Below are 25,501 nucleotides of genomic sequence, written 5' to 3' on the forward strand. Positions count from 1 at the left end.
ACAAGTATAATTTTTTTCAAAAACCTCTTGACTATTTATAGTTTGTCATCTCCCGTAACTTCTGTATCTCTGTATTATGCCCCAATACAATTAAAACATCCTGTGGGTGCAGCGCATACGACGCGGGTGGATTTACATTGGTCTCTTCCAATCCGCGGATACCGATAATACTGATGCCATAGCGCGAGCGGATATTTAACTGCTCCAATGTTTTTCCCGCCCAGTTTGACGGCACTGCCATATCCACAATACTATATTCATCCGAGAGTTCAATTGCCTCAAAATAATTACCATTCATAATATCGTTGCCAACACGGATTCCCATTGCACGGTCAGGAAAAATTACTTTGTCTGCCCCGATACGGCTCAAAATTCTTCCTTCCATATCAGTGGATGCCTTTGCCATGATAAATGGCACATTCAATTCTTTTAACTGCATCGTAATCAGGGCACTGGTTTCCAAACTCCGTCCGATGCCGATAATCGCACCGTCGTAATTTCCAATTCCTAACTGTTTTACCGCTTCCGGGTTTGTGGCATCTGCACAAATTGTATGCGTCACTTCCGAAGCAATCTGCTCTAACCGCTCCTCATCTTTATCCACTACCATCACGGTAGCACCGGAATTGGCAAGGGTTTTCGCAACATACATACCAAAATCACCAACACCAAACACAACAAATTCTTTTCGTTTCATCGTATTCCTCCTATCCAACAGAAACCCGCTCTTTCGGGTACGTTTTTACATTCACAAAGCGCTTGGAGTTAAAAAACAGGGCAAGCGAAATCGGACCGATTCGTCCAATATACATTGTTACTATAATAATTAACCGCGACACCGTAGTCAAATGCGGGGTAAAATCTCTGCTTAATCCAACCGTCGCAATGGCAGAAACAATTTCATACAGACAATCAATAAAATTGCCCGGCTGAACTGCCGCTAAAATGACTGTAGCTCCTAACATTACACCGAAACTCACGGCAAAAATCGACAGCGCACGGCGCACCGCCATATCACTGACTCTCCGTGCAAACATTTCCGTATCACGACGCCCCTTAATAATGGAAACAACCGTTAATACAAGTACCGCCATCGTCGTTGTTTTGATTCCTCCCGCTGTACCGGACGGTGACCCGCCAATAAACATTAAAAGACAGCACACAAGGGCAGTCGACTTATTTAACCCTGACTGTGAAATGGTACAAAATCCTGCCGTTCTTGTCGTTACTGACTGAAAAAAAGCTGCCTGAATTTTATCAAAAAAAGACAAAGGACCAAGTGTTGCCGGATTTTGATATTCAAGAATTAATATCAAAATAGCACCAACCACAATCAAAAAAGCTGTCATAAAAAGTACAAGTTTTGCATTTAACGATAAATAATGTAAAGATTCCCTTCCGGTTCGGCGTTTTCGTTTTCCCTGTTTCATAACATCCAATACATTCCACCAGACCGGGAAACCTAGTCCTCCTAAAATAATCAGCCCCATTGTTGTAATATTCACAACCGGATTTCCGACATAACGGCTCAAACTATCCGGTCCGATTACATCCATCCCGGCATTGCAAAATGCGGACACGGCATTAAAAACGGAATACCAGATTCCCGCCAAACCGTAATCCGGAATAAACACCGTCATATAAAGAAGGGCACCCACTGTCTCTACGACAAGGGTCCCCTTTAGAATTTTTTTCACCAAAACAACAAGCCCCTGAATCGTATCGAGGTTATACGCATCCTGAATCAAAAGTCTTTCTTTCATGCCAATCCGGCGACGCAGAATCAACATAAACATCGTGGTAAACGTAATTACACCTAAGCCGCCAACCTGCGCCAAAAGTGCAATCACAACCTGTCCGAACAGACTCCAGTGTGCGTATGTAGGCACCGTCACAAGGCCGGTCACACATACCGATGTAGTCGAAGTAAACAGTGCATCCACAATTCCCGTTACTTTTCCTGTTTTCGAAGAAAGCGGAAGCATTAAAAGAAATGTTCCAATTACAATAGCAACAAAAAATCCAACTGCTATAATTCTCGTCGTTGTAAATTCTTTTTTCCTGCCGAAACGCTTCATTAATGAATCACTTCCCTTTCCTTATGGACATAATGCAGTACATATTTACCTCTACCACGTGTCTTTGCTTTATAAAGCGAGTCATCCGCCTGCGTATACATCTGCTCAAACGAAACTGGGACTTTTCCTGCTACAGCAGCTCCGATACTGCAAGTCATATTGATATTTCCATTCTCATTCGATATTGCTTTTATTTCGTGCTGAATACGGGAGCATTTTCCAGCCAGCCAGTCCTCACTCTTTAAGTTTCTGACATAAACCATAAACTCATCCCCGCCAACACGTCCAATGATATCCGAGCCACGAAAAATACTTGTCAAAAACTCCGCAACATTTTCCAAAAACATATCGCCGACAAGTTTACCAAGTTCATCATTCATGCGCTTCATATTATCAATATCAACAAGAAGAAGTGCACATTCATGTGTCTCATCCCTTGCATTTAAAGTGTCACGCAGAGAATTTTCAAATGAAAACTTATTCAAAATTCCCGTAACCGGGTCTACCATACAGCGTCTCTGATACTCACGCTTCGCATTATTATCACGGATTCGAAGCTGCACAATCGTAAGTGTCATCATATAACCAAGCACCAATCCAATAAATGCCGTAAAGACGTCAGATTGGGCAATACGCGGAACTTTATACCAAAGAGTAACAATTGAGTAAACCAAATCAACAATTGCCATTAATGGTATAATCAATCGAAAGCGAAGAATAAATACCGTTGGTGTTACAATCAGTAACAGCGGCACAAAACTTGCCGGGACATTACGGTACGGAAAAATATCAATCCATGCGGTTATTATAAACATCCCCAGTATAAATAATGTACAAATTGTATTTGCCACATAATAATGAATCTTTGGTCTCGAAGCATAAAAAATTGAAATTCCTGCTGTCAAAACAACAAATCCAAACAATACATAATACGGTAACGAAATAGTCCATCCACGAACCAAAAATGGCGTAAAGAAAAATGCAAACAAAATAAATGGCACCAATAAAATCGTGATTTTTTTTAACATTCTTAAATTCTGTCTGCCACTCTCTTCCCTGCAATCTAAAAAAAACTGTCTTCGTTCGCGGTTATATCTGTTAAAAAGTTCCGAATACAATTTCGTACGTGTCATAATCCCCTCTCCTTTTTACTTAATTCTGATTCATTTTTGCCAGTTTTGCTGCCTGATCCGCAGCAATCAAACTATCAATAACTTCATTCAAATCCCCATTGATAATCGAATCCAGCTTATGAAGTGTAAGTTTAATTCGGTGATCCGTCACCCTTCCCTGTGGATAATTGTAGGTGCGGATTTTCTCCGAGCGGTCTCCGGTACCAATCTGGCTTCTTCTCTCCTCCGCTTCCGCATCGTGCGCCTTGGCGCGCTCCAGTTCATATAGTCTCGCACGAAGCACCTTCAGCGCCTTATCCTTATTTTTCAACTGTGATTTTTCATCCTGACATGAAATAACGATGCCGGTCGGAATATGAGTTAAGCGCACCGCTGAATCTGTCGTATTGACACACTGTCCACCGTTTCCGGAGGCACGGAACACGTCAAATTTACAATCATTCATGTCCAATTCCACTTCCACTTCCTCCACTTCCGGCATAATTGCCACAGTAGCTGTCGAAGTATGGATTCGTCCGCCGGACTCTGTTGCCGGAATTCGCTGCACACGGTGTACGCCACTTTCATATTTTAATTTTGAATATGCACCGGTTCCATTAATCATAAAAACAATTTCCTTAAATCCACCGATGCCATTTTCATTTGAATTCATTGTATCCACTTTCCAATGGTTTGCCTCCGCAAACTTACAGTACATACGGTACAAGTCAGCAGCGAACAACGCCGCTTCATCACCACCGGCACCGGCACGAATCTCCACGATTACGTTTTTATCATCATTCGGGTCCTTTGGCAGAAGTAAAATGCGAAGTTCATTCTCAATGTCGTCAATTTTTCCTTTGCACTCATTGAGTTCCTCTTTTGCGAGTTCTCTCATTTCCTCGTCAGTTTCCTCTTCGAGCATCGCCAAACTATCTTCAATCCCCGCTTTTGTCTCTTTATATTCGCGGTATTTTTCCACAATCGGCTCCAAATCTGACTGTTCTTTCATCAGTTTCTGATATCTCGATGCATCATTTAACACCTCCGGCTCACTTAATTCCTTGAGCACTTCATCATAACGAAACAAAATATCTTCTAATTTGTCAAACATATGCTTCCTCCTAACGAACCATTTCCGTCTGTAAACCAAACACAATCCGGTTTCGTCCACAGTAATCTTTTTTTATTGTAATTTCTTTGAACCCTGCCGCTTCCATCAGCCCGCTTACCGCGTCTGCCTGTTCACAGCCAATTTCAAAGAACAAATAACCATTTTCCTTTAAATATTTCGGTGCCTCTTTTATAATGCACCGGTAAAAGAAAAGACCATCCGCACTGCCATCTAAGGCGAGTCTTGGCTCATAATCCCTTACTTCCGGCATCAGCATCAAAATCTCATCACTTTCAATATATGGCGGATTCGATACAATCACATCAAACGTACCTTCGATATCCGCAAATAAATCACTCTGAATACAAGTGACATCCACTTGATTTCTCCCCGCATTTTCCTTCGCTGTAAAAAGTGCTCCCTCCGATATATCCGAAAGCGTTACACTCTTACAGTTGCCAAGTTTTCCCAGACTAATTCCAATGCATCCGGAACCCGTACACAAATCAAGCACATCTGCTTCCTCGCATTTTTTCAGCACTTCCTCTACCAGACACTCAGTATCCTGCCTCGGTATCAGGACATTTTCATTGACCAAAAACGGAAGTCCCATAAACTCCGTTTCGCCTAACAGATATTCGAGCGGAATCCGCTCACACCGTTTCGCAATCAGTGCAAGAAAACGTTCGGTTTTCTCACTTTCAGTCTCCAACTCCTGATTTAAAAAGAAATCGCTCTTTGACGTTTCAAAACAATCCGAAAATAAATACCATGCATTTAATTTTGCCTCCGGTACACCTTTTTTCGATAATCGTTTTTCGCCTTCGTTTAAAAGTTCCTGCCACGTCATGTGTCTGATTCCTTCTTTTCTTCGTCCGATGGTTCCGATGCTTCAAAATAACGGTCAAGAGCATTCAAAATTTCATCTTTCTCTTCATCATCCTCATCATCAATGCTGAGAATCTCGATTTCGTCCTCAACCTTTTCCTTAACCTCTTCTACCGGTTCCTCTTCGTTTTCTGTTTTTTCTTCCTCAAGAAAGGCTTTCCAGTCAAATACTGCTTCCACCGCCGCAATTGCCACTTCAATCATCGAGTCATCCGGCTCTTTTGTTGTAAGACTCTGCAGCATAAGTCCCGGTTTACTTAACACATTAATAACTTTATTATCATGCTCTCCCGCATAGCGGATGAATTCATAAGACAAGCCTGCAATAACCGGAATCAATAAAATACGCAGCACCATACGGAGCCACACATTTCCTACTACAATAAACATGAAAAACAAAATACTGACAAACATAACAATCAAAAGAAAACTTGTTCCACAGCGTTTGTGAACCGTCGTCTGCATACGAACATTTTCCACCGTTAATTCTTTGCCATTTTCCACGCAGTTAATCGATTTATGCTCTGCCCCGTGATACATAAACACACGCTTAATATCTTCCATACAAGAAATCAGTTTCACATAAGCAACAAAAAGAGCCACACGAATGACACCCTCAATCAATCCACGCAATTGAGGCGAAGGCACCGGGCGTTTCAATGCTTCGGAAATAAGAAATGGAACAATCACAAAGATTCCAACCGCCAGCACAATAGCAAGCAGCATAACAAGCCCCATAACAAGGCTTTCTTTTTTCTCATTTTTTTCTTTCGCCTCTTTTTCCTCCTCTTCAAAAAAAGAAGCCGAATAATTTAATGTTTTCATTCCCGTCGACAAAGACTCAGCAAATATCACCATTCCACGGATAATCGGCAGAGACGCTATTTTGTACTTATCCCGAATACTCGATGTCGCTTTTTTCGTCACTTCAATTCCGCCATCCGGCTTACGGACGGCAACCGAATATTCTTTTTCATGCTTCATCATCACGCCTTCGATGACTGCCTGACCGCCAAGCTTTGAATACCTCATGAATACTCTCCTTTCATTAAATATGGAAAAAAGGGCAGAGTCACGCCGACTCTGCCCACATTCTCAATCCACTATTTCAAGCCATACTTACGATTGAACTTATCGATTGCACCACGAGCTGCTACCGACTTCTGCTGTCCGGTATAGAATGGATGGCACTTAGAACAAACTTCAACGTGAATCTCTTCTTTTGTTGAGCCTGTCTCAAACGTATTACCACAGTTGCAAATCACTTTTGCCTGGTAATATTCCGGATGAATTCCCTCTCTCATGTTCATTTCACCTCACTACTTGTATTTTCCTTATATATAAAAGGATAATTGTCTTGCTCAAAAACTGCTCGCTCATTATATCATGTTCCACCTTTAATTGCAAGCACTTTTTAATTATAAATGCATTTTTTTAACAGTTTCAATGAATTCCTTATTGTCCTTGGTTCGTTTAAACAAATTCAAAATCTGCTCTAAGGCAGGTTCTGCTTTCATACCGCCAAGTGCTTTTCGGATTTTGACTACTGCTTCCTGTTCTTCACTGTCTAACAGTAAATCTTCACGGCGTGTACTTGATTTCTGAATATCTATCGCAGGGAAAATACGTTTTTCCGATAAACTGCGGTCCAATACAAGTTCCATATTACCGGTTCCCTTAAATTCTTCAAATACAACATCATCCATACGGCTTCCGGTATCTACAAGCGCCGTAGCAAGAATCGTCAGACTGCCGCCTTCACGCATATTTCGTGCAGCACCAAAGAAACGTTTTGGCATATGCAGCGCCGCCGGGTCAAGACCACCGGAAAGGGTACGTCCGCTCGGTGTTACAGTCAGGTTGTAAGCTCTTGCCAGACGTGTAATACTGTCTAACAGAATCATTACATCCTCGCCGCTTTCCACAAGGCGTTTTGCATGCTCAATTACCATTTCCGATACACGTTTGTGATTTTCCGGTAATTCATCAAATGTAGAATAAATGACTTCTACCTGTTCGCCCTCAATCGACTCTTTAATATCCGTAACTTCCTCCGGTCTCTCATCAATCAGAAGAACAATCAGTTTCATTTTGGGATAGTTTGTCGTAACTGCTTTCGCAACCTGTTTTAACAAGGTTGTCTTTCCGGTTTTTGGCTGGGAAACAATCATACCACGCTGCCCCTTACCAATCGGTGCAATCAAATCGAGCATACGCATCGATACTCCTGCTCCCGGTGTTTCCAAATGAATCCTGTTATTCGGAAAAATTGGTGTCAAATCCTCAAACTTTTTACGATTATACAAATAGGTCGGTGAATATCCATTTACTTTTGTCATATACAACAGTGCACTGAACTTTTCACTCTGGTTTCTCGTTTTTAAATTCCCCTCAATAATGTCACCGGTACGCAGTCCAAAACGACGAATAAACTGTGGTGCTACATATACATCATCTTCACCCGGAAGGAAATTATCACAGCGGATAAATCCATAATTTTCCGGCATAATCTCCAAAATACCATTTTTCGTAATACCACTGTCTAATTCTTTCAATTCAGACGGATGTACCTCCGTAATTTGACGATCCTTAACAATCGAAATCAGCCCATCGCTTCCATCATGATACTTCTGTGGACGATTATTGTAATAATAGTTCGACTGTGACACACGTTCATGCTGCTGCGGTCTCTCGGAGTGATAAGTTCTTTCATGCGAATTATATGTTCTCTCACTGTGTGAATCATTTCTTCTATCATTTCTATCACTGTATGAGTCATTTCTTCTATCGCTATAGGAATCATTTTTTCGTTCGTAGCCACTATTATAGCTATTATTGTTATAACCGCTGTTATAGTTACTGTTACTGCCATAATTATTATTGCTGCTATAGTTATTATTGCCATAATTATTGTTATTGCTGTAATTGTTATTGCTGTAATTGTTATTGCTGTAATTATTGTTGCTGTAATTGTTATTGCTGTAGTTATTGTTCCGCTCATAACTATTGCTGCCATAGTTATTGTTATAACTGTTATAACCGTTGTTGTTATAGCCGCCGTTATAATTATTGCTGTAACCGCCGTTGCCGTAACCATTTTCATTGCGACGCATCGGACGACGTTCGTATCTGTCCTGACGGTCATTCCGTTCCATGCGGTCTTGTCTTACCGGTCTTGTCTGACGTTCCATCGGTGCTCTCTGGGAAACCGGCTTTCTCTCCATCGTTCTCTCCGGCATAACCTCCGGCTCTCTTTTCGTTTCCTCGGAAACTTCCATCAACCGCTGAATCAACTCCGGCTTACGCAATGCCGTGATTCCTTTCAAACCTTTTTCTTTTGCAATCTCGCGCAATTCAACTAATGTTTTTTTTGAAAAATCCATACATTACTTCCTTTCTAATGCTGATACATCTCTCAACCACTCTTAACTAATCCAATCTCATAATTAGGAAATCAAACTCAAACGCCCGAATTTCAGATAATCGAATTTCAAATGATTCTTTACGATAATTCTGAAACCTTATTATAACGAATAAGAAAAGGTTCGTCAAGTAGTGTTTGGGCTAAATTGCACGCTTTTTAAAATTCAATTTTATTTTTTTTCATCAAATCTCTCGCCGTATCCAAAGAATCAACACCGGTTCTGTTTTTAATCGGTGCAAATTCGCGTTCTCTCTCAACCTCAAAAGATAAACAATTGTCCATCATTCGAATCATATCCAGAACAAGAAGTTCAAATTTGTAACCGTTTGGCTCCTCCGGTTTCATCATCTGCCCATCTTCTGCCATATATGGAATCTTTTTCTCCACTACATGAGTCGGCATATATTCATTCATAATCTTTGTCAGCGTTTTTACATTAAACAGATAGTTCAAAATAACACCATAGTTGTATAACAGTCGTCCATTTTCATCTTTGGAATGAATCATTTCATCAGTCATTTCATAATACTCTACAATCGATGGTTTTCCATCCTCTAAACAGAGAACTCCTACTTTTTCATTTGGGTCTGCCTTTGCCACTACTTTTGATCCGCACACACAGCCTGCCTCAATCGTTGCACCAACGAATACCGGGTCAGCCATCTTCTGAAGTACATTATCCACAGAAAACACGTTCAGCCATTCCACGCCAAGTTCATCGATTTTATCCAAAAGACCTGCTTTTGCCAAGGAAGAGAACCAGCCGCCATTTCCATTTGGTGAAGTTGAAAGTTTTGCTTTACCTTCCATATAAATCTTTCCGTCATAGCTTACTGACGGTGCCATTTCCTGAACAAAAAAGAATACATAATCTTTGTTATAACCAAAATAATCGTGTTCTTTGAAGAACTGTGTCGTATCGTCATTGTTCTTTTCACTTGTCATGATAAATAACGGAATCCATGCATTCGCTTTTTCTTTCACCTGCATCAAATTATGTATTAACTGTTCAAACAGATATAATTCTTTTGTCACGCCAACATTTAACATTCCTTTTGGCTTATCCAGACCAAGTCTTGTTCCCTGTCCGCCTGCCAAAAGAACCGCACCCACTTTGCAGTCATAAATTGCCTGAAGTCCGATTTCTTCATAATGCTCTCTCTTTGCCGCAATCTCCTCTAATGTCACAGCGCCAAGTGGCTCCAATTTTCCTTTTGGTATCTCTTTTACACCGCCCTCAATCAAATTAAGAAGCGACAAATCCAAATCTTCAATCTGTTTCAACAGTGACTTTTTCTCCTCTTCTCCCAATTCCTCAAAATATTGTAATAAATGTTCCTGACCAACAGGCATTAATTTCTGCTTTGCTTCTTCGTAAGTCATCCTTTTTTCTCCTTTCCTTAGCGCCATGGCGCCATCCTATCCTCATTGTACCATTTTCCATAAAAAGTACAAGAGAAACTTATTGTGTTTGCCCTTGAAAAATGATATGATTATTGTTATATGTTTATTGGATTTGTACAAGATAGAATGGAGGATATTATGACACAGAGTGAAAAAGCGTTAAAGCTGCATGAAGAATGGAATGGAAAAATTACAACCACACCAAAGTGTGAGGTAAAATCAAGAGAAGATCTTGCCATTGCCTACACACCGGGTGTTGCAGAACCATGTAAAGTAATTGCAGCGAACAAGGAAGAAGCTTACCGCTATACCATCAAGTCAAATACGGTTGCCGTTGTTTCCGACGGGAGTGCCGTTTTGGGTCTCGGTAACATCGGCGCAGAAGCCGCTATGCCGGTTATGGAAGGAAAAGCTGTTTTATTCAAAGAATTTGGCGGGGTCAATGCTTTCCCAATCTGTTTAGATACACAGGATACCGAAGAAATTATCAAAACCGTAGTCAATATTGCCCCTGCTTTTGGCGGCATTAACTTGGAAGATATTTCCGCACCACGTTGTTTTGAAATCGAAACGCGCTTAAAAGAATTACTTGACATCCCGGTTTTCCACGACGACCAGCACGGAACAGCCATCGTAGTTCTCTCGGGAATCATCAATGCATTAAAAGTAGTGAACAAAGAAAAAGAAGACTGTAAAGTCATTGTAAACGGTGCCGGTTCTGCAGGAATCGCTATCACAAAACTTTTACTCCGCTATGGTTTTAAGGATGTAACACTCTGCGATAAATCCGGTATTTTAAGTAAAAACAGTAAGGACTTAAACTGGATGCAGAAAGAAATGATGGAAGTTACCAATTTATCCGGCAAAGAGGGAAGTCTTGCCGATGCCTTTGTCGGCGCTGACATTTTCGTAGGCGTTTCCGCTCCGGGAATCGTAACAGAGGAAATGGTTGCCTCAATGAACCGCGACGGTATTTTGTTTGCCATGGCAAATCCGGTACCGGAAATCATGCCTGACCTTGCAAAAAAGGCCGGTGCAAAAGTGGTTGGAACCGGACGTTCCGATTTCCCAAATCAGGTCAACAATGTAGTAGCTTTCCCCGGTATTTTCAAAGGTGCCCTAGAGGGACGTGCCACACAGATTACCGAAGAAATGAAATTAGCAGCCGCTCTTGCTATCGCATCTTTAGTACCGGAAGATGAGTTAAATGAAGATAACATTATGCCGGAAGCTTTTGATCCACGCGTTGCAGATGTTGTAAGTGCTGCCGTAAAAGCACATATTGCTGATTAATCATGGAAAAATGGGGCGATAAACCGTACCACTCTCTGGATTACGAGAACAAAAAACGTTTTGATGAAAAAGTATATAAAATTTCTCTGGCTGGTGGAACCACCTGCCCAAACCGCGATGGAACACTTGGTACAAGAGGCTGTTGTTTTTGCAGCGGCAGTGGTTCGGGTGATTTCGCCGCCACCAAAGGAAGCATTACCGAACAGATCGAGGAAGCCATTGCCCGTGTTTCCCGTTACAAAAATGCAGGACATCTTTTTACCGCTTACTTCCAATCTTTCACCGCCACATACGCACCGGTTGAAACTTTGCGGACGGCTTGGGAAGAAGCAATGGCACATGAATCCGTTGCCACGCTTGCAATTGCAACGAGATCGGACTGTTTAGGAGACGATGTCCTCTCGCTGTTAGCCGACTGCTGTAGAAAAATACCGGTAACTGTTGAACTCGGTTTACAAACCATTCATCCGGACACCATCCGCTACATCCGGCGGGGTTATCCAAACTCCGTATACGAAACAGCAGTAAAAAACCTGAAAAATATCGGTGTGAATGTTGTAACTCACGTGATTGCCGGTCTGCCCGGTGAAACAAAAGAAAACTTTCTCAATACGGTAAGATATGTTGCTGATATAGGAAGTGACGGTATTAAACTCCAGCTTTTGCATGTACTGAAAGGAACCGACTTAGCGTTGGATTATGAAAATAAAATGTTCCGGACACTGACTCCGGATGAGTATTTAGACTACATTACCGAAGCACTTTCGATTCTTCCACCGGATATGGTGATACACCGTGTGACCGGTGACGGACCAAAGGACTTATTAATTGCTCCTCTGTGGAGTGCCAACAAGCGAATGGTTCTAAACTCCCTTCAAAAAAAAATGAAGCAGGAACATATTTTTCAGGGAAAATTTTATCACGGGAAATAAGGAGGGATTTGCTATGCCAAATGGCTCAATTACCATTTATAAACTAATTATTTTATATACACTAAGTAAAGTAGATTCTCCACTGCCGCCCGGCGTGATTTCCGATTACATCACAGACCGCGGCTACACAAATTATTTTAATTTACAAAATGCCTTTGGGGAATTGTTAGAAGCGGATTTAATCAAAGAGGACAGCACCTATCATTTAACGTACTACACGCTGACCGAAGCGGGTGCCGAAACATTAGAGTTGTTTGGTGCTCCTTTATCAAGAGAAATTCGGGACGAAATCAATCATTACTTAGAAGAACACAAATTCGAAATCATTGATGATACATCTTTAGTGAGTGACTACCATGCGACAAACGATGGCACCTATCTCGCCACCTGTACACTGCGCGACGGCAATCATGTTCTCATGCAGCTGTCTTTGGACGTTGCCACGGAAACAGATGCTATCAAAGTATGCGAAAACTGGCAGTCGAAAAGTGATATTCTCTATCAGACTGCCATGCAAAATCTTCTTTCTTAACTTGTATGAGGGAGTGCCGCATCAACCAACGCCGGTGCTCCCCATTTCTAAATATTTCAAATAAGCACCATATGTCATTGTAACCGCATTATCGCCGGTTCCAACTGCCACCGTAACTTTTTCAAAATCCGAAGCCGTTGCTTTTACTGCAGTCGTATCAGTCGATTGAGACGTTTTTTCCTTCTCTTCTACACCAGTAGAAGCACCACTTCCCTCATATGCATCGGAAGTAGTCGAAACCTTGCGGTTCGGAACAGTAACGCCTTCCTGCATAAATTTCTTTATCTTTTTCACGTAATTTGTCGTCTCTTTATACGGTGGCACACCGCCGTACTTTTTCACCGCACCGCTGCCGGCGTTATATGCCGCTGCCGCCAATGTGTAATCACCGTTAAATTTCTTCAAATGCGCTTTCAGAAGTTTTGCCGCTCCCATAATATTCTGCTCGGCATCAAACGGATCTTTAATTCCTAACCCCTTCTGTTCTTCCGGCATCACCTGCATAATTCCCTGTGCTCCGGCAGAGGAAACACACTTTGTGTTAAAATCTGATTCTGCCTTTGCCACGGCAACTAAGAAATCATAGGAAATATCATATTTTTCTGCCGCCCGCTCAAAGATACCTTTTAACGTCGTGCTTCCTGTACTCTCGGAAGTATCATTCGACGTTTTGTTTGTCTTTGATGCTGACGATGTTTTTTCTGTCGTCTTTGCTGTCGTCTTTTTCAGCGACACACTTTTTGTGTTTTCCTCAGAAGCCGCAGCATACAATGCATTTTCCTTTTCTAACACTTTCTGAAACGGAGTAATGGATGTCTTTGTATGCGAAGCGGACAGCGATACACTTGCTGCCTGATTGGTTCGATTTGTAATATCCTGAACATACATCGCCGACATCTTATTTCTCCTTTCACAAAATCTCCAAACTTAATTTCATTATACCGAAAACTGTTTTAAAAAGCAAGACAAGCCTAGCGGTATTTTTCCAAAAATTCATCCATCTTCTTCATAGATTCTGTAAGAACGGACACCTCCGGCAGATAGACAATACGGAAATGATCCGGATTTGCCCAGTTAAATCCGCCGCCATGTACCAAAAGCACATGTTTTTCACGCAGAAAGTCTAACACAAACTGCTCATCATTTTGAATTCCAAAACGCTTTGCATCAATGCGTGGGAAGATATAAAAGGCCGCTTCCGGATGAACAACAGACAAACCATCCACACCATCAATCGCCTCACAGATGCATTTTCGCTGCTCATACAATCTGCCGCCCGGTAATAAAAGCGGGTCAACATCCGGTCTGTTTTTCAGTGCCGGTGCCACCACGTGCTGTGCTAACACGTTGGCACACAAACGCATGGACGAAAGCATGTTAATTCCTTCTATGTAGCCTTTGCCCTTTGACAAGTCTCCGCTAAGCACCATCCAGCCGCTGCGAAATCCCGCTATGCGGTCTGATTTGGAAAGTCCGTTAAACGTTACTACAAACAAATCCGGCGCCAAAGATGCAATCGATGTATGCGTTTTGCCATCAAAAACAAGTCTGTCATAAATCTCATCCGCAAATAAAATCAATTCATGGCGTCTTGCCAGCTCCACAATCTGCTCTAACACTTCTTTTGGATACAAAGCACCTGTCGGATTATTCGGGTTAATAATAACAATTCCCTTTGTTCTGGAATTGATTTTTTTCTCCATATCCGCAATATCCGGATACCAGTTGGATTTCTCATCACAAATATAATGAACCGGCGTTCCTCCTGCCAATTTTGCCGCAGCTGTCCACAATGGGTAATCCGGTGCCGGAATCAAAATTTCGTCGCCATCATTTAACAAGCCCTGCATCGCAAGGGAAATCATTTCACTGACTCCGTTTCCGATGTAAATGTGGTTCATCTCCAAATTCGGCAGCCCCTTTGACCGGTGATAATCTAAAATCGCCTCACGTGCCTCAACAATACCATTGGACTCGCTATAGCCCTGACTCATTGGATCATCCAGTGCATCGCGAATGGCGTCCAAAATCCACGAAGGTGCCTGAAAGCCAAACGGCGCCGGGTTTCCTATATTTAACTGGAGAATCTCCGTGCCCTGGCGTTTCATCTCATTTGCCGCATCCAGAACAGGTCCTCTCACATCGTAACATACTCCATGTAATTTATCTGATTTTGCAAAAGTTCTCATCCTTCCACATCTCCATTCCTTTTTCTAATTTCATCATATCGGTTCGGCAGCCGGCGCAGCGAATAAATGCTTGCCGCCACAACCACAATGCAAAGTACATAAAAAATCACATACCAGATAGAAGCAATCCGGATTTGCCGATAGGCAAACCATTGTCCGATTCCACTGATTAAATAAGAACTTAAATTAAATGCCATATGCATAAGGGTGCTTCCCCAGATACTCTGTGTTTTTTCAAAGATGTACGCCAAAATAATACCAAAGGCAGCCGCATACAATCCCTGAACAATATTTTTATGGTATATACCAAAAATCAGTGCCGAAACAAGTGCTGACACATCAACCGGAAAACAAGTTCTAAGTCCGCCGTAAATCACGCCGCGAAACAGTAGTTCCTCCGCAATCGGTCCCACGACAACAACAAGAAGCAGCACAGCAAACGGAGAACCGTTTTTCAGGCTTAAAATCTCACTCACATTGTCATAGGAAGCAAATATGTTTGGCAGAAGATACCGCAAGAATCCAACGGTGATGCCAATCGCATACTGCCCAAACAGCCCAATCGCCGTCAAACCGGCGATACGTTTTACCGTAAATAATGGGCGGTAATCCGGTCTGTAATGCCATTTATTTTCCCGCACGGCATACCAGAAACCAAACACAAATAATACAACCAATTTCAAAATAAAATTTGCCATAATCTGCACTCGAATTTGTTCCTGCTTTGTCATACCTTTATGTAACGCAAGTCCAAACAAGGCACGAAACAACACTTCCAAGCCGTAACAGACAAGGAGGGCAAGCATCGTCCAGCCAATTGTCTTTATTATTTTTTTCAATCTGCCATATCCCCCTTAAACTAATTTACCGTTTCGTTTCTATTTCCAACGGCATTGATATTCATTTTACCACGCCGCCTCCAATCGGTCAATTTTCTATTGCTAATTTTCTTTGTAAATGATAGTATGTTTATGATGCTGTGGGAGAACATCTGTTGGATGTAACATTAAATAACCGCCTGCTTATCAGGCTTAAGAATGGAGGATACTTATGAAACTCTGGGGAGGACGATTCACCAAAGAGACCAATCAGTTAGTACACAATTTTAACGCTTCCATTTCCTATGACCAGAAATTTTACAAACAGGATATTTTAGGAAGTATTGCACATGTAACAATGTTAGAAAAACAGGGGATTTTAACTACTTCTGAAAAAGATGCCATTGTCGATGGCCTGCAGGGAATCCTGAATGATTTAGAGAGCGGTGCTTTAGAAATCACTGCGGAACACGAGGACATTCACAGTTTCGTGGAGGCAAACCTGATTGAACGCATCGGAGATCCCGGCAAAAAACTTCACACCGGACGCAGCCGAAACGACCAGGTTGCTTTGGATATGAAATTATACACAAGAGATGAAATCGTTGAAATCAATGATTTGCTCAAAGAATTGATGGTGGTAATTCACCGGATCATGTCAGAAAATATTGATACTTTTATGCCGGGCTTTACCCATTTGCAGAAAGCTCAGCCGGTGACACTTGCTCACCATTTCGGGGCTTATTTTGAAATGTTCCGCCGCGACCGAAGCCGCCTGCGCGACATCTATGACCGTATGAATTACTGTCCGCTCGGTGCCGGTGCTCTCGCCGGAACAACCTATCCTTTGGACCGCGAGTACACCGCTTCTCTTTTGAAGTTTGACGGCCCTACCTTTAACAGTATGGATTCGGTTTCCGACCGTGATTACCTCATTGAACTGCTCAGTGCTCTCTCGACGATTATGATGCATATGAGCCGTTTCTGTGAAGAAATCATTCTGTGGAATTCAAACGAATACCGTTTTGTTGAAATTGATGATTCTTATTCCACAGGCTCCAGCATCATGCCACAGAAAAAGAACCCGGACATCGCCGAACTTGTCCGAGGAAAAACCGGTCGTGTATACGGTGCTTTGATTTCAATGCTGACAACAATGAAGGGAATTCCGCTTGCTTACAACAAAGATATGCAGGAAGACAAGGAATTTACCTTTGATGCCATTGACACCGTAAAGGGATGTCTGGCACTGTTTACCGGCATGATTGACACAATGAAGTTTAATAAGGAAATTATGGAAGACAGCGCAAAACATGGTTTCACAAATGCGACCGATGCCGCTGACTACTTAGTCAACCACGGCGTTCCTTTCCGTGATGCACACGGCATCATCGGACAGTTAGTGCTGCTTTGTATCGAGAAGAAAATTCCACTCGACGACCTTCCATTGGAAGAGTATAAAAAGATTTCTCCTGTTTTTGAAGAGGATATCTACGAAGCAATTTCGATGAAAACATGCGTAGAAAAACGTAACACCATCGGTGCTCCGGGCGAGGAAGCCATGAAAAAAGTAATTGCTGCAAACGCTCTTTATTTGCAGGAAAGTTAATTGTTAATGATTCAAAAAAATCCCTGTCATTTCGGGTGAAAATCTCACCCGAAATTGACAGGGATTTTTCATATGCGTACTGTTTATCGCATGATAAACCATTTCATTGTTTCATTACTTTTTATCGTCGTATTTTTTCTCATAGTTAGCAATACATTTTTCAATAACCGCAATTGCTTCTGACGGACCACCAAAGTCCTTGACGTCTGTTTCCTTATTCTCTAAATCTTTGTATACCGAGAAGAAGTGCTGAATCTCTTCAAAGATGTGCTCCGGCAGCTGCTCAATGTCGGTATAGTAATTGTATGTTGGGTCGTTGTACGGAATCGCAATAATTTTCTCATCCATATCCCCATTGTCACGCATGTACATAACGCCAATCGGGTAACAGCGAACCAGCGACATCGGCTCAATTTCCTCCGAGCAAATCACAAGCACGTCAAGTGGGTCCTTGTCATCGCCGAGCGTTCTCGGAATAAATCCATAGTTCGCCGGATAATGGGTCGAAGTGTAAAGAATACGGTCCAAAATAATCAATCCCGTTTCTTTGTCTAATTCGTATTTTTTCTTGCTTCCTTTCGATATCTCAATTGTCGCAATGAAATCGGTCGAAGAAATCCGCTCCTTGCTGATATCATGCCAAATATTCATGTGTGGCCCTCCTAATTTTTTCTTGTGTAACCCCACGCATTATTAGCGAATATAGTTTGTACGGATTACCGGTTCTCTCTCCGGGAATGTAATGCCCTTCTCTTTTCCTGCTTCAATGCATGAAAGAAGCCATGCCATATTGTTTCCGAGCGTCCGCATCGTCTGCATTCCCTCTTCGTCCTGCTTCACTTCTTCTGCCTTGCCCCCATGCACCTGATTCCAATACTGGGAACCAACAACCGGCATACAGTTAATGGTAAAATACTTATTAATCTGGTCGAATGCCGCCGACGCTCCTCCACGACGACAACTTACTACAGCTGCTGCCGGTTTTCCGGTCATTTTACTGCCACCGCTGTAAAACGCACGATCCATAAATGATGTCAATGCTCCACTTGCCGCAGCATAGTGTACCGGCGAACCAAATATATATCCGTCCGCCTCTCCGGCCTTCGCAACAAATTCATTTACAACGTCCTTGCGGAAACATCCTTCTCCCGTCTTCGCACAGGCTCCACATCCGATACAACCGGCAATTTCTCCATTACCAACCCAGAAAATTTCCGATTCAATGCCATATTTCTCTAACGCACCGGCCACTTCTTTCAGCGCCGTATATGTGCAGCCTTCTTTATGAGGACTTCCATTTACCATCAGTACTTTCATGTCATCCTTCCTTTCCAATGAATCAATCACTGCTCTTTTTGATACATTTTATTATCTTATCTTGTCTAGTATAACAGACCATTCTCCAAAAGGAAAGTAAGAAATGCTTCGCATCCCTCTAAAACATCATCATACGTCTCGTCAAAATTGCCGGTATACCACGGGTCTGCAATATCTCTTCCATCTCCGCTCCACGCTAAAAGTTTGCTGACTTTCCCCTCCTGGTCACCGCCTAAAATCCGGTTTATATTCTTCATATTCCAGGTATCCATGCCAATGATGTAGTCAAATTTGTCGTAATCGCTGCGGCTTAACTGGCTCGCTCTATGTGGCAGAACCGGCACTCCTACCTGACTTAGTTTGCGCACAGTTCCGCGGTGTGGCGGGTTGCCTAACTCCTCCGTGCTCGTCGCTTTGGAATCAATTGTAAATTGGTCGGAAAGACCACGCTTGTTTACCATGTCTTGGAAAACAAATTGCGCCATGGTGCTGCGGCAGATATTGCCGTGGCAGATGAATAATACTCGAATCATAACTTTCTATATCCTTTCGATACCTTTCAACACCTCAAAATTCTAAGCACATCGGTGTTTTCTGTATCCATATTCTTTTTTTCATTTTTTATCAAAATACACCTTATTTTCTCATATTTTCACACTCAAAAGGTGTAAAAAAAGGTGTAAATTTGAACGTTTTGCACCTTGCCTTTTCGACAGGCTAACTAGAAGTTGAACATCTCCATTTCTTCTTTCACATCATCTACCTGCAGATGTGTGTATGTATCAAAAGTAATTTCCATAGAACTATGTCCCATAATATACTTTAGCTTGGCAGGATTCATACCTGCTTTTGCCATCTTGGTACAAAAAGTATGTCTGCACACATGAGGAGTTATCGTTGGCAATGGTTCCTTATACAGCTTATTGTACTTCTCTCTGATAAATTGAAAATACTTTTCCCAATGCAATGCCACCATCGGCATGTCATTCTGGTCTAAGTAAAGGAAACCACTATACCCATCGACCACAGGTTCCTTCTTTACTTTTCTACGATTTTTAATAATCGTCCGAAAGCACTCCGCCACTTGCTCTGTCATGGGAACTTTTCGCACACCGGCTGTTGTTTTTGTCTTCTGAATAATATATGCTTTCTTTTCGTTATACACCCGAACCAATTGATGATCTACATTTATCACCATATTGTCAAAATCTATATCCGAAATTGTAAGCCCAACAAATTCAGAGATTCGCAATCCCGTGTTAAACAGTATATATACACCCTCATACACTCTATTATAGTGTACATCGGAGCGAATAAAGTCAAGAAATAACCTTTCCTGCTTTCTGGTAATTGCCTGTCTCATAACACTATCATTAACAATCACACTAGCCAATTCAAAGTCAAAAGGATTCTTTCTTATAAAGTCATCCTCATAAGCCAATTGAAATGCCGGTCGTAACACGCCTCGAATGGAATGTATGGAACTATATCCTCTTCCATTTTTCTGCAAATTGATTAACCATGCTCGTGCATCTGATGTTCGTACCGACGATATTTTTCGCTTGCCAAAATCATCTTTTTTCAAGAAATTGACCACCGTTTTGTATCCCAGCCGTGTACTTGGTTTAACACCGATTTTTTGCGAAATATATAATTCCACCAAAGCTAATACTGTCATATCTCCACTATAGCATTATTTAGTTTAAGATTTTGCGTAGCTACTTCTGTAACTACTGCCGCCTTTGCGCTAGTGCTATTATTAATAGCAAAACACATAGTAAGCATAAGTGAAGCTACCATAATCCATTTTCTTGCTTTAGTAATCATAAAAATTATCCTCCTATTTATTCCTGTATTCTGTTTAGTTTCACAAATACATTTTGCTTATGAACAAAAATTATTTCTATTTTGTAAACACTTATAGGCATATTCAATCATTCAATGGAATATGCCCAAAGTTCACTTTTAAATTACATTAAAATTATTTTTTCTCTCAAGATCCCATTTTTCCTATTTACCTTAGTGTTTCGCTTTTCTTGTTTCTCAAAAAACTCAATATCAGGAATCTGGTATATATCATATACTATATCAGCATTGATACTGTATATGAATACATAACCTCTACCATCTTCAGTTTCAATAACATATTTCACATTACCGCGATTCAAAGTTCCATCTTCCAAATAATTATAAGTAACCCACATTTTCTTAATGTTTTTCCCATATTGAAGATGTTCATAAAGTTGCCTTATTTCAGAACCATATTCTTGATATCGTTTTTTTTCAACTTTTATACCAGAAATACATTCTTCCTTAGACTTATTGTCTATATCAATTCCATTGAGCACACCAGTTTCAGAATCTATCTCAACAGTGGCATCAAATTCCCATTTTCTATTTTTTAAGTAAACAAAATAACTTGACAATTTTTCTCCCTTTGAATTCTGAGTAGTTTCAAATTCAATTTCTTCATCAGCATAAGTAATATCAAGATTATAAACATCCGCTAATATTTTCTTCGCAAATTCTACTGCTTCATCTTCACTTACTTTTTCATTTTCCGATGATGGTAATTCTGAAACCGAATTTTTCTTTCTGACACTATAATCACGTTTCTCCATAAAATCAATTATTTGGAGCAGCTCATCATCTGTCAATTCCTGTTTTGGTAAATAGAATGTACTATTCTCTACACAAAAACAAAGTTCACCGTGGACAACTTCACTTTTTTTCTGCACTTTTAGTATTTCCTTCGTTGGAAACCTTCCTTCAGTTTCATATTCTTCTCTAAACTCTAACATTTTATCACGTTCTAACTTAGATAACTGTCTCGAAAAGCTATCTGCCTCTTTATCAGTATTCTGCACCTCAGAATTATACGTCAACATTTCTTCTTCATTAAGAGAATTCATTCTCTGTATATATAAGTTAATAGCAGCTCCGGCACCAATAGACAAAGATAAAGAAACTACACACAGTGCAATTACCGCAGCAACTTTGGAATGAAACAAAAGAAAATATCTTTTCGCTTTTTTAGCAGAAATTTTTTCAAGTGTATTCTGAAAGCGCATTTCGTATGAATTCGGCAATTCAAATTCACTTTTCTGTAACAACTCTGAAAATTTTACATCAAAATAATCCTTCATTATTATTCATCCTTTCTCTATTACTTTAACCAAATACCTAATTTAATAATTCTCTTAGATTTTTTCTTGCTCTGGAAAGCCTAGACTTAATTGTTCCCTCTGGTAAATCCAATACATTGGCAATTTCGCTTATTTTGAACCCTTGATAATAATACAAAACAACAATTGTACGAAGTTCATCTTCTAAAGCCAGAACAGTTTCCCATACATCCGATATACATTCTGAATTTCCTAGCATATATCTATCCATTTCCTCCGTGCACACAACTCTCTTGTTCTTCCTCAATATCATACGAGCGTTATTTACAAGAATTTGCATAATCCAAAATTTAAAATACTCTTTATCATCTAATGTATGGATTTTTTCATATGCTCTCAACATAGTCTCTGCCACAGCATCTTCTGCATCATGATAATTTTTCACAATACTAACTGCCAAGAGAAACATTTCTTTTTTATATTCTTTTATTCTAGAAATAAACTCTTCGCTTTCCATATCCACAATCCTCTCTCATTTTTTCCCACCAATAATACGCAAAAGCATATATGTTAAGACTTAGTCCACGTGAATACAACTTTACCCTTTGCTTGATTTACACCATCCCAGTTTCTAATATAAACTGGATATGTTCCTGACGGAACACCCCCGCCCAAAGTTGTAGTAGAATTATACTTGGATGAAACATCTTTTGAATTAGTACCAACTCCAGGACTTCTCCATCCCCAGAAATATTTTTTCTCCAAATAGAGTCCTAAGTTACTTTTACTACATTGTGATGGGGTCAATTTTACAATAACCTTATCTTTCATAGACATATTCGTAGAATAAACTCCATGATATATACTATATGTACTACTTCGACTTTTTGTTGCTGCAAATACTGTGATAGACGTCAACATGAAAATAGTACAAAAAAACAAAACCGACATTGTTCTTTTTAATCTCATTTTACACTCTCCTTTTTCATCAATATTTTTTTTAATTTTGTAGCATATTTTGTAAGAATGATACCAACTAATACTCCGCATAAATTCAACAAAAGATCATCTATGTCACTAATTTTTTCTGTGACTCCAGTTAAAATATTTATACAGAATTGAATTACTTCAATAGCAAAACTTAAAGCTAATCCAACCAAAAACAGTTTTTTGTTTGAATACGTTTTTTTAGTATTCTGTAACTTCATAAAAATCGGAACTGGAAGTAATAGTAATATATTACCTAGAACTTGCATTTTCCACTCTCCTATTGAGAATGACCGAATAATTGTCTTAAACGGAACAAGTTGCAATGAATTCCCTGTATTTTCCTCCCAAATAGCAAAATTTGTTTGGTCCGAAACAATTCTTATTGGTAAAAAAACTACTTTTATCAATAGCAATACATACAATAACACAGATAAATTAAAAATAAAATCATAAAATTTTCTCTTTTTTAATTTCAATACTATACATATTACTAACGCACTTACTAAAAATAATAACAAAAATGTCTCATAATGAAAATCAATACTTATCATCTCAGCACTCTCCTTTGTAAACTAGCTTACATATATAAGATGATTTAAAACATCAAATGGTTCATTTGAAAAAAAATTTATTGTTTCATTTTAACTGCCAAACTAAATTCCAGTTTAGGTGATGCAGGGGATTTCGTCCGCACCCCTAAACCCGCTTATGCCAATAATAGTAGATAGCAAAAGGAAATCTGATGCTCCCTGTATCAGGTAGCTACTATTAAGTCACTAAACGGGTGGAGAAGTCACTTCGCCTTGTTTTGGTGTGTTTACTTTTTATGTCCCTGGTGTATATTCTTGCGTCAGGAAACCATGATTCCGGCGCAGTGGAAACCTACATTCCGGACACGGAAACCGCCTTTGATTGGCATAACTACCATCCAAAAGAAAGCGAGTCAATGTCAAACCCAGAGCCACTTGCGGGGCGTTAGTCGGCTTAATATTGGGGAGATTTCTTATATTCTAGATAATTGCCAATCGGTTTCCAAACCACCGAACAGCATGGACACCAAGACTGGAATATTATGATTCTTTTTATACGCTTGATTAGTTTAGTTATTTATCTGAAGGAACAATATCATATTGTATACGTATGTATTCCTTACTCTTGTACGGAATTTGTAAATAGAATTAACTGATTATTCGGTGCAGCAGATTCTCCGGTGTTGACAAGCCATCTTACCGTTTTGCCAGATTCAAAGAAATAAGAGAGAGATTTCACGAATTCTGTCACATTGTCGTAAACGCTCCAAAACAAGGCGTAGTGATTTCTTCCCCCATGTGTGTTAAACTTTCTGAAAATAAATTTTCAGGAGGGACACATGAACGAAGAAAAAATAACCATATGGGAAGAGCGGATCCATGCCTGCCAGAATAGTGATCTTACGGTAGCTGCCTGGTGCAGGGAACATCAGATTTCCGTTGCTACCTACTATTACTGGCGTAAGCGGGTTTCTGCCAATGATGAAATGCTTTCTGTAAAAGAACCTGTTTTTGCAGAACTTACCAATATCAGAAAAGCAGCTTTATCCGAAGAGAAGAAACCACTGCTCATCTCTTTCAACCAATTACAGCTTGCTGTATCCACTCCGGCGCAGGCAGAACTGGCAGCTGTATTAATCAGCCGGATGCAGTCATTATGTTGAGCGGGTTTGCCGCCAGTGCGGATCACATCATCCTTGCCTGTGGAGCCACTGATTTCCGAAAACAGATTGAGGGGTTATCCTCTCTTGTTTCAATGAAATACAAACTGGATCCATTTGCCAGCGGCTATGTTTTTATCTTTTGCAATAGGCGACGCAATTCCATCAAGGTGCTCCGCTACGATGCCAACGGATTTGTACTGGCAACCAAGAAACTTCTGGATGGCATGAAATTTCAATGGCCAAAGGATGAGAAGGAAGTGGATGAGATCTCAGAAAAGCAACTGGAATGGCTGTTGGAAGGGCTGGAAATCGAGCAGAAAAAAGCACATCATCCGGTAGATATGTCAGCAGGAAATAACTGTTTTTAGGGACATGTCATTATTGCTAAAAATAAGGCAAAAAGAAGCGTATTTTCGTCATTTTTTAACTGGTTTTATGGATGGTTTTTATGGAAAAAACATTGGAAATATGGTATACTTGTAGCAGAAAAAAACTTGAGAAAAGCAGGTATTCCAAATGACCGAACAGGATGAAATCAGAAGGCTGAAAGAACTGATTGCCAAACAGCAGTTACAACTGGCGGAAAAAGATGAAATAATCCGAAAGCAAAACATTCGGATTGAAAACATGACTCAGGCACTTCTCCATGCAAAGAAGAAAATATTTGGACGTTCCTCTGAGATGACCGCCCCAATGAAGGGACAGATGTTCCTGTTCGAGTCAACGGCGGAGCTGGCGAAAAAGTTGTTGCAGGAGCAGCATGCAGTCACGGTTCCCGCACATAAGCGGAAGATAGTTCCCCGCAAAGCAGGAATCCGTGAAGAAATGCTTTCGGTACTTCCCAAAGAATATGAGGAATATGTAATCGACGATAAAGAAGTATGTTCCGTATGTGGAAGCGATTTAACAAATGTAGGCAAACAGTATGTCCTGAGATGGTCAAGCATTTTTGTAACATTCACACTGAAAAAAATCATTGATTG

28 protein-coding genes are annotated in these 25,501 nt (G+C 40.5%); 7 read left to right on the forward strand and 21 right to left on the reverse strand.

Annotated features, from left to right (window positions below):
* Window positions 1-31 precede the first annotated feature (31 nt).
* The 9 genes from DW005_RS12165 to DW005_RS12205 form a co-directional block, all read right to left on the reverse strand.
* On the reverse strand, window positions 32-697 hold the full coding sequence (locus DW005_RS12165; RefSeq protein ID WP_022376303.1) for a TrkA family potassium uptake protein: 666 nt from the start codon (window positions 695-697) through the stop codon (window positions 32-34).
* Between the two features lie 10 nt (window positions 698-707).
* Window positions 708-2,078 carry a potassium transporter TrkG gene (locus tag DW005_RS12170; protein WP_117479786.1) on the reverse strand — a complete coding sequence of 457 codons (1,371 nt, stop codon included), beginning with the start codon at window positions 2,076-2,078 and terminating at the stop codon, window positions 708-710.
* A complete protein-coding gene (locus DW005_RS12175; RefSeq protein WP_117479788.1) occupies window positions 2,078-3,211 on the reverse strand; it encodes a GGDEF domain-containing protein in 1,134 nt (377 codons plus the stop codon). The genes DW005_RS12170 and DW005_RS12175 overlap by 1 nt, the downstream gene beginning before the upstream one ends.
* Before the next feature lie 19 nt (window positions 3,212-3,230).
* A complete protein-coding gene (gene prfA / locus DW005_RS12180; protein WP_022376306.1) occupies window positions 3,231-4,304 on the reverse strand; it encodes a peptide chain release factor 1 in 1,074 nt (357 codons plus the stop codon).
* Between the two features lie 10 nt (window positions 4,305-4,314).
* Window positions 4,315-5,154, reverse strand: coding sequence for a peptide chain release factor N(5)-glutamine methyltransferase (gene prmC / locus DW005_RS12185; RefSeq protein WP_117479791.1), 840 nt, complete (start codon window positions 5,152-5,154; stop codon window positions 4,315-4,317).
* Window positions 5,151-6,224, reverse strand: a complete 1,074-nt coding sequence (locus DW005_RS12190; RefSeq protein WP_117479792.1) for a DUF1385 domain-containing protein — start codon at window positions 6,222-6,224, stop codon at window positions 5,151-5,153. The genes prmC and DW005_RS12190 overlap by 4 nt, the downstream gene beginning before the upstream one ends.
* A gap of 71 nt (window positions 6,225-6,295) precedes the next feature.
* Window positions 6,296-6,496 (reverse strand): 50S ribosomal protein L31, encoded by a 201-nt coding sequence (rpmE, locus tag DW005_RS12195; protein WP_022376309.1) that lies wholly within the window; start codon window positions 6,494-6,496, stop codon window positions 6,296-6,298.
* A 114-nt stretch (window positions 6,497-6,610) separates the two neighbouring features.
* Window positions 6,611-8,575 (reverse strand): transcription termination factor Rho, encoded by a 1,965-nt coding sequence (gene rho, locus DW005_RS12200; RefSeq protein WP_117479794.1) that lies wholly within the window; start codon window positions 8,573-8,575, stop codon window positions 6,611-6,613.
* Window positions 8,576-8,772: 197 nt separating this feature from the next.
* Window positions 8,773-9,999: a UTP--glucose-1-phosphate uridylyltransferase gene (locus tag DW005_RS12205; RefSeq protein WP_022376311.1), complete on the reverse strand. Its 1,227-nt coding sequence runs from the start codon at window positions 9,997-9,999 to the stop codon at window positions 8,773-8,775.
* A 159-nt stretch (window positions 10,000-10,158) separates the two neighbouring features.
* Here DW005_RS12205 and DW005_RS12210 point away from each other — a divergent pair, with 159 nt between their 5' ends.
* From DW005_RS12210 to DW005_RS12220, 3 genes are read left to right on the forward strand one after another with little or no spacing between them, the layout of a single operon-like run.
* Complete coding sequence (locus tag DW005_RS12210) at window positions 10,159-11,313, forward strand: NADP-dependent malic enzyme (RefSeq protein ID WP_117479797.1); 1,155 nt, start codon at window positions 10,159-10,161, stop codon at window positions 11,311-11,313.
* Window positions 11,314-11,315: 2 nt separating this feature from the next.
* On the forward strand, window positions 11,316-12,245 hold the full coding sequence (locus DW005_RS12215; protein WP_117479799.1) for a TIGR01212 family radical SAM protein: 930 nt from the start codon (window positions 11,316-11,318) through the stop codon (window positions 12,243-12,245).
* 13 nt (window positions 12,246-12,258) lie between these two features.
* A complete protein-coding gene (locus DW005_RS12220) occupies window positions 12,259-12,777 on the forward strand; it encodes a DUF4364 family protein (protein ID WP_117479800.1) in 519 nt (172 codons plus the stop codon).
* Between the two features lie 21 nt (window positions 12,778-12,798).
* Here the strand turns inward: DW005_RS12220 and DW005_RS12225 are convergent, their stop codons facing one another.
* From DW005_RS12225 to DW005_RS12235, 3 genes are all read right to left on the reverse strand, one after another.
* Window positions 12,799-13,674, reverse strand: coding sequence for a lytic transglycosylase domain-containing protein (locus DW005_RS12225; protein WP_242989469.1), 876 nt, complete (start codon window positions 13,672-13,674; stop codon window positions 12,799-12,801).
* Between the two features lie 74 nt (window positions 13,675-13,748).
* Complete coding sequence (locus tag DW005_RS12230; protein ID WP_022376316.1) at window positions 13,749-14,966, reverse strand: pyridoxal phosphate-dependent aminotransferase; 1,218 nt, start codon at window positions 14,964-14,966, stop codon at window positions 13,749-13,751.
* Window positions 14,963-15,805: a type II CAAX endopeptidase family protein gene (locus tag DW005_RS12235; protein ID WP_117479802.1), complete on the reverse strand. Its 843-nt coding sequence runs from the start codon at window positions 15,803-15,805 to the stop codon at window positions 14,963-14,965. Before DW005_RS12235 ends, DW005_RS12230 begins: the two co-directional genes overlap by 4 nt.
* Window positions 15,806-16,016: 211 nt before the next feature.
* Between DW005_RS12235 and argH the strand changes: the two genes are divergently transcribed.
* Window positions 16,017-17,393 (forward strand): argininosuccinate lyase, encoded by a 1,377-nt coding sequence (gene argH, locus DW005_RS12240; protein ID WP_117479804.1) that lies wholly within the window; start codon window positions 16,017-16,019, stop codon window positions 17,391-17,393.
* 114 nt (window positions 17,394-17,507) lie between these two features.
* Here the strand turns inward: argH and DW005_RS12245 are convergent, their stop codons facing one another.
* The 9 genes from DW005_RS12245 to DW005_RS12280 form a co-directional block, all read right to left on the reverse strand.
* On the reverse strand, window positions 17,508-18,044 hold the full coding sequence (locus DW005_RS12245; protein WP_117479806.1) for an inorganic diphosphatase: 537 nt from the start codon (window positions 18,042-18,044) through the stop codon (window positions 17,508-17,510).
* Between the two features lie 42 nt (window positions 18,045-18,086).
* A complete protein-coding gene (locus DW005_RS12250) occupies window positions 18,087-18,710 on the reverse strand; it encodes a flavodoxin family protein (RefSeq protein WP_022376320.1) in 624 nt (207 codons plus the stop codon).
* Between the two features lie 65 nt (window positions 18,711-18,775).
* Window positions 18,776-19,243, reverse strand: a complete 468-nt coding sequence (locus tag DW005_RS12255) for a low molecular weight protein-tyrosine-phosphatase (RefSeq protein ID WP_117479808.1) — start codon at window positions 19,241-19,243, stop codon at window positions 18,776-18,778.
* A gap of 188 nt (window positions 19,244-19,431) precedes the next feature.
* A complete protein-coding gene (locus tag DW005_RS12260; RefSeq protein WP_117479810.1) occupies window positions 19,432-20,388 on the reverse strand; it encodes a site-specific integrase in 957 nt (318 codons plus the stop codon).
* Window positions 20,385-20,537 (reverse strand): hypothetical protein, encoded by a 153-nt coding sequence (locus DW005_RS13915; protein WP_181975047.1) that lies wholly within the window; start codon window positions 20,535-20,537, stop codon window positions 20,385-20,387. The genes DW005_RS12260 and DW005_RS13915 overlap by 4 nt, the downstream gene beginning before the upstream one ends.
* A 143-nt stretch (window positions 20,538-20,680) precedes the next feature.
* A complete protein-coding gene (locus DW005_RS12265) occupies window positions 20,681-21,856 on the reverse strand; it encodes a hypothetical protein (protein ID WP_117479812.1) in 1,176 nt (391 codons plus the stop codon).
* A 37-nt stretch (window positions 21,857-21,893) separates the two neighbouring features.
* Complete coding sequence (locus tag DW005_RS12270) at window positions 21,894-22,352, reverse strand: sigma-70 family RNA polymerase sigma factor (RefSeq protein ID WP_117479814.1); 459 nt, start codon at window positions 22,350-22,352, stop codon at window positions 21,894-21,896.
* 53 nt (window positions 22,353-22,405) lie between these two features.
* A complete protein-coding gene (locus DW005_RS12275) occupies window positions 22,406-22,804 on the reverse strand; it encodes a hypothetical protein (RefSeq protein WP_117479816.1) in 399 nt (132 codons plus the stop codon).
* Entirely contained in the window at window positions 22,801-23,376 is a 576-nt protein-coding gene (locus DW005_RS12280) for a VanZ family protein (RefSeq protein WP_117479818.1), read from the reverse strand. Before DW005_RS12280 ends, DW005_RS12275 begins: the two co-directional genes overlap by 4 nt.
* Window positions 23,377-24,194: 818 nt before the next feature.
* On the opposite strand from DW005_RS12280, the gene DW005_RS12285 reads away from it, so the two are divergent.
* From DW005_RS12285 to DW005_RS12295, 3 genes are all read left to right on the forward strand, one after another.
* Entirely contained in the window at window positions 24,195-24,518 is a 324-nt protein-coding gene (locus DW005_RS12285) for a transposase (RefSeq protein WP_117479820.1), read from the forward strand.
* Window positions 24,512-24,886 carry an IS66 family insertion sequence element accessory protein TnpB gene (gene tnpB / locus DW005_RS12290; RefSeq protein ID WP_117479821.1) on the forward strand — a complete coding sequence of 125 codons (375 nt, stop codon included), beginning with the start codon at window positions 24,512-24,514 and terminating at the stop codon, window positions 24,884-24,886. Before DW005_RS12285 ends, tnpB begins: the two co-directional genes overlap by 7 nt.
* A 148-nt stretch (window positions 24,887-25,034) precedes the next feature.
* On the forward strand, window positions 25,035-25,501 hold a 467-nt coding region (locus DW005_RS12295; protein ID WP_207658741.1), incomplete at its 3' end, for a transposase.

Source organism: Clostridium sp. AF36-4 (genome assembly GCF_003435975.1).
Classification (GTDB): Bacteria; Bacillota; Clostridia; order Lachnospirales; family Lachnospiraceae; genus Eubacterium_F.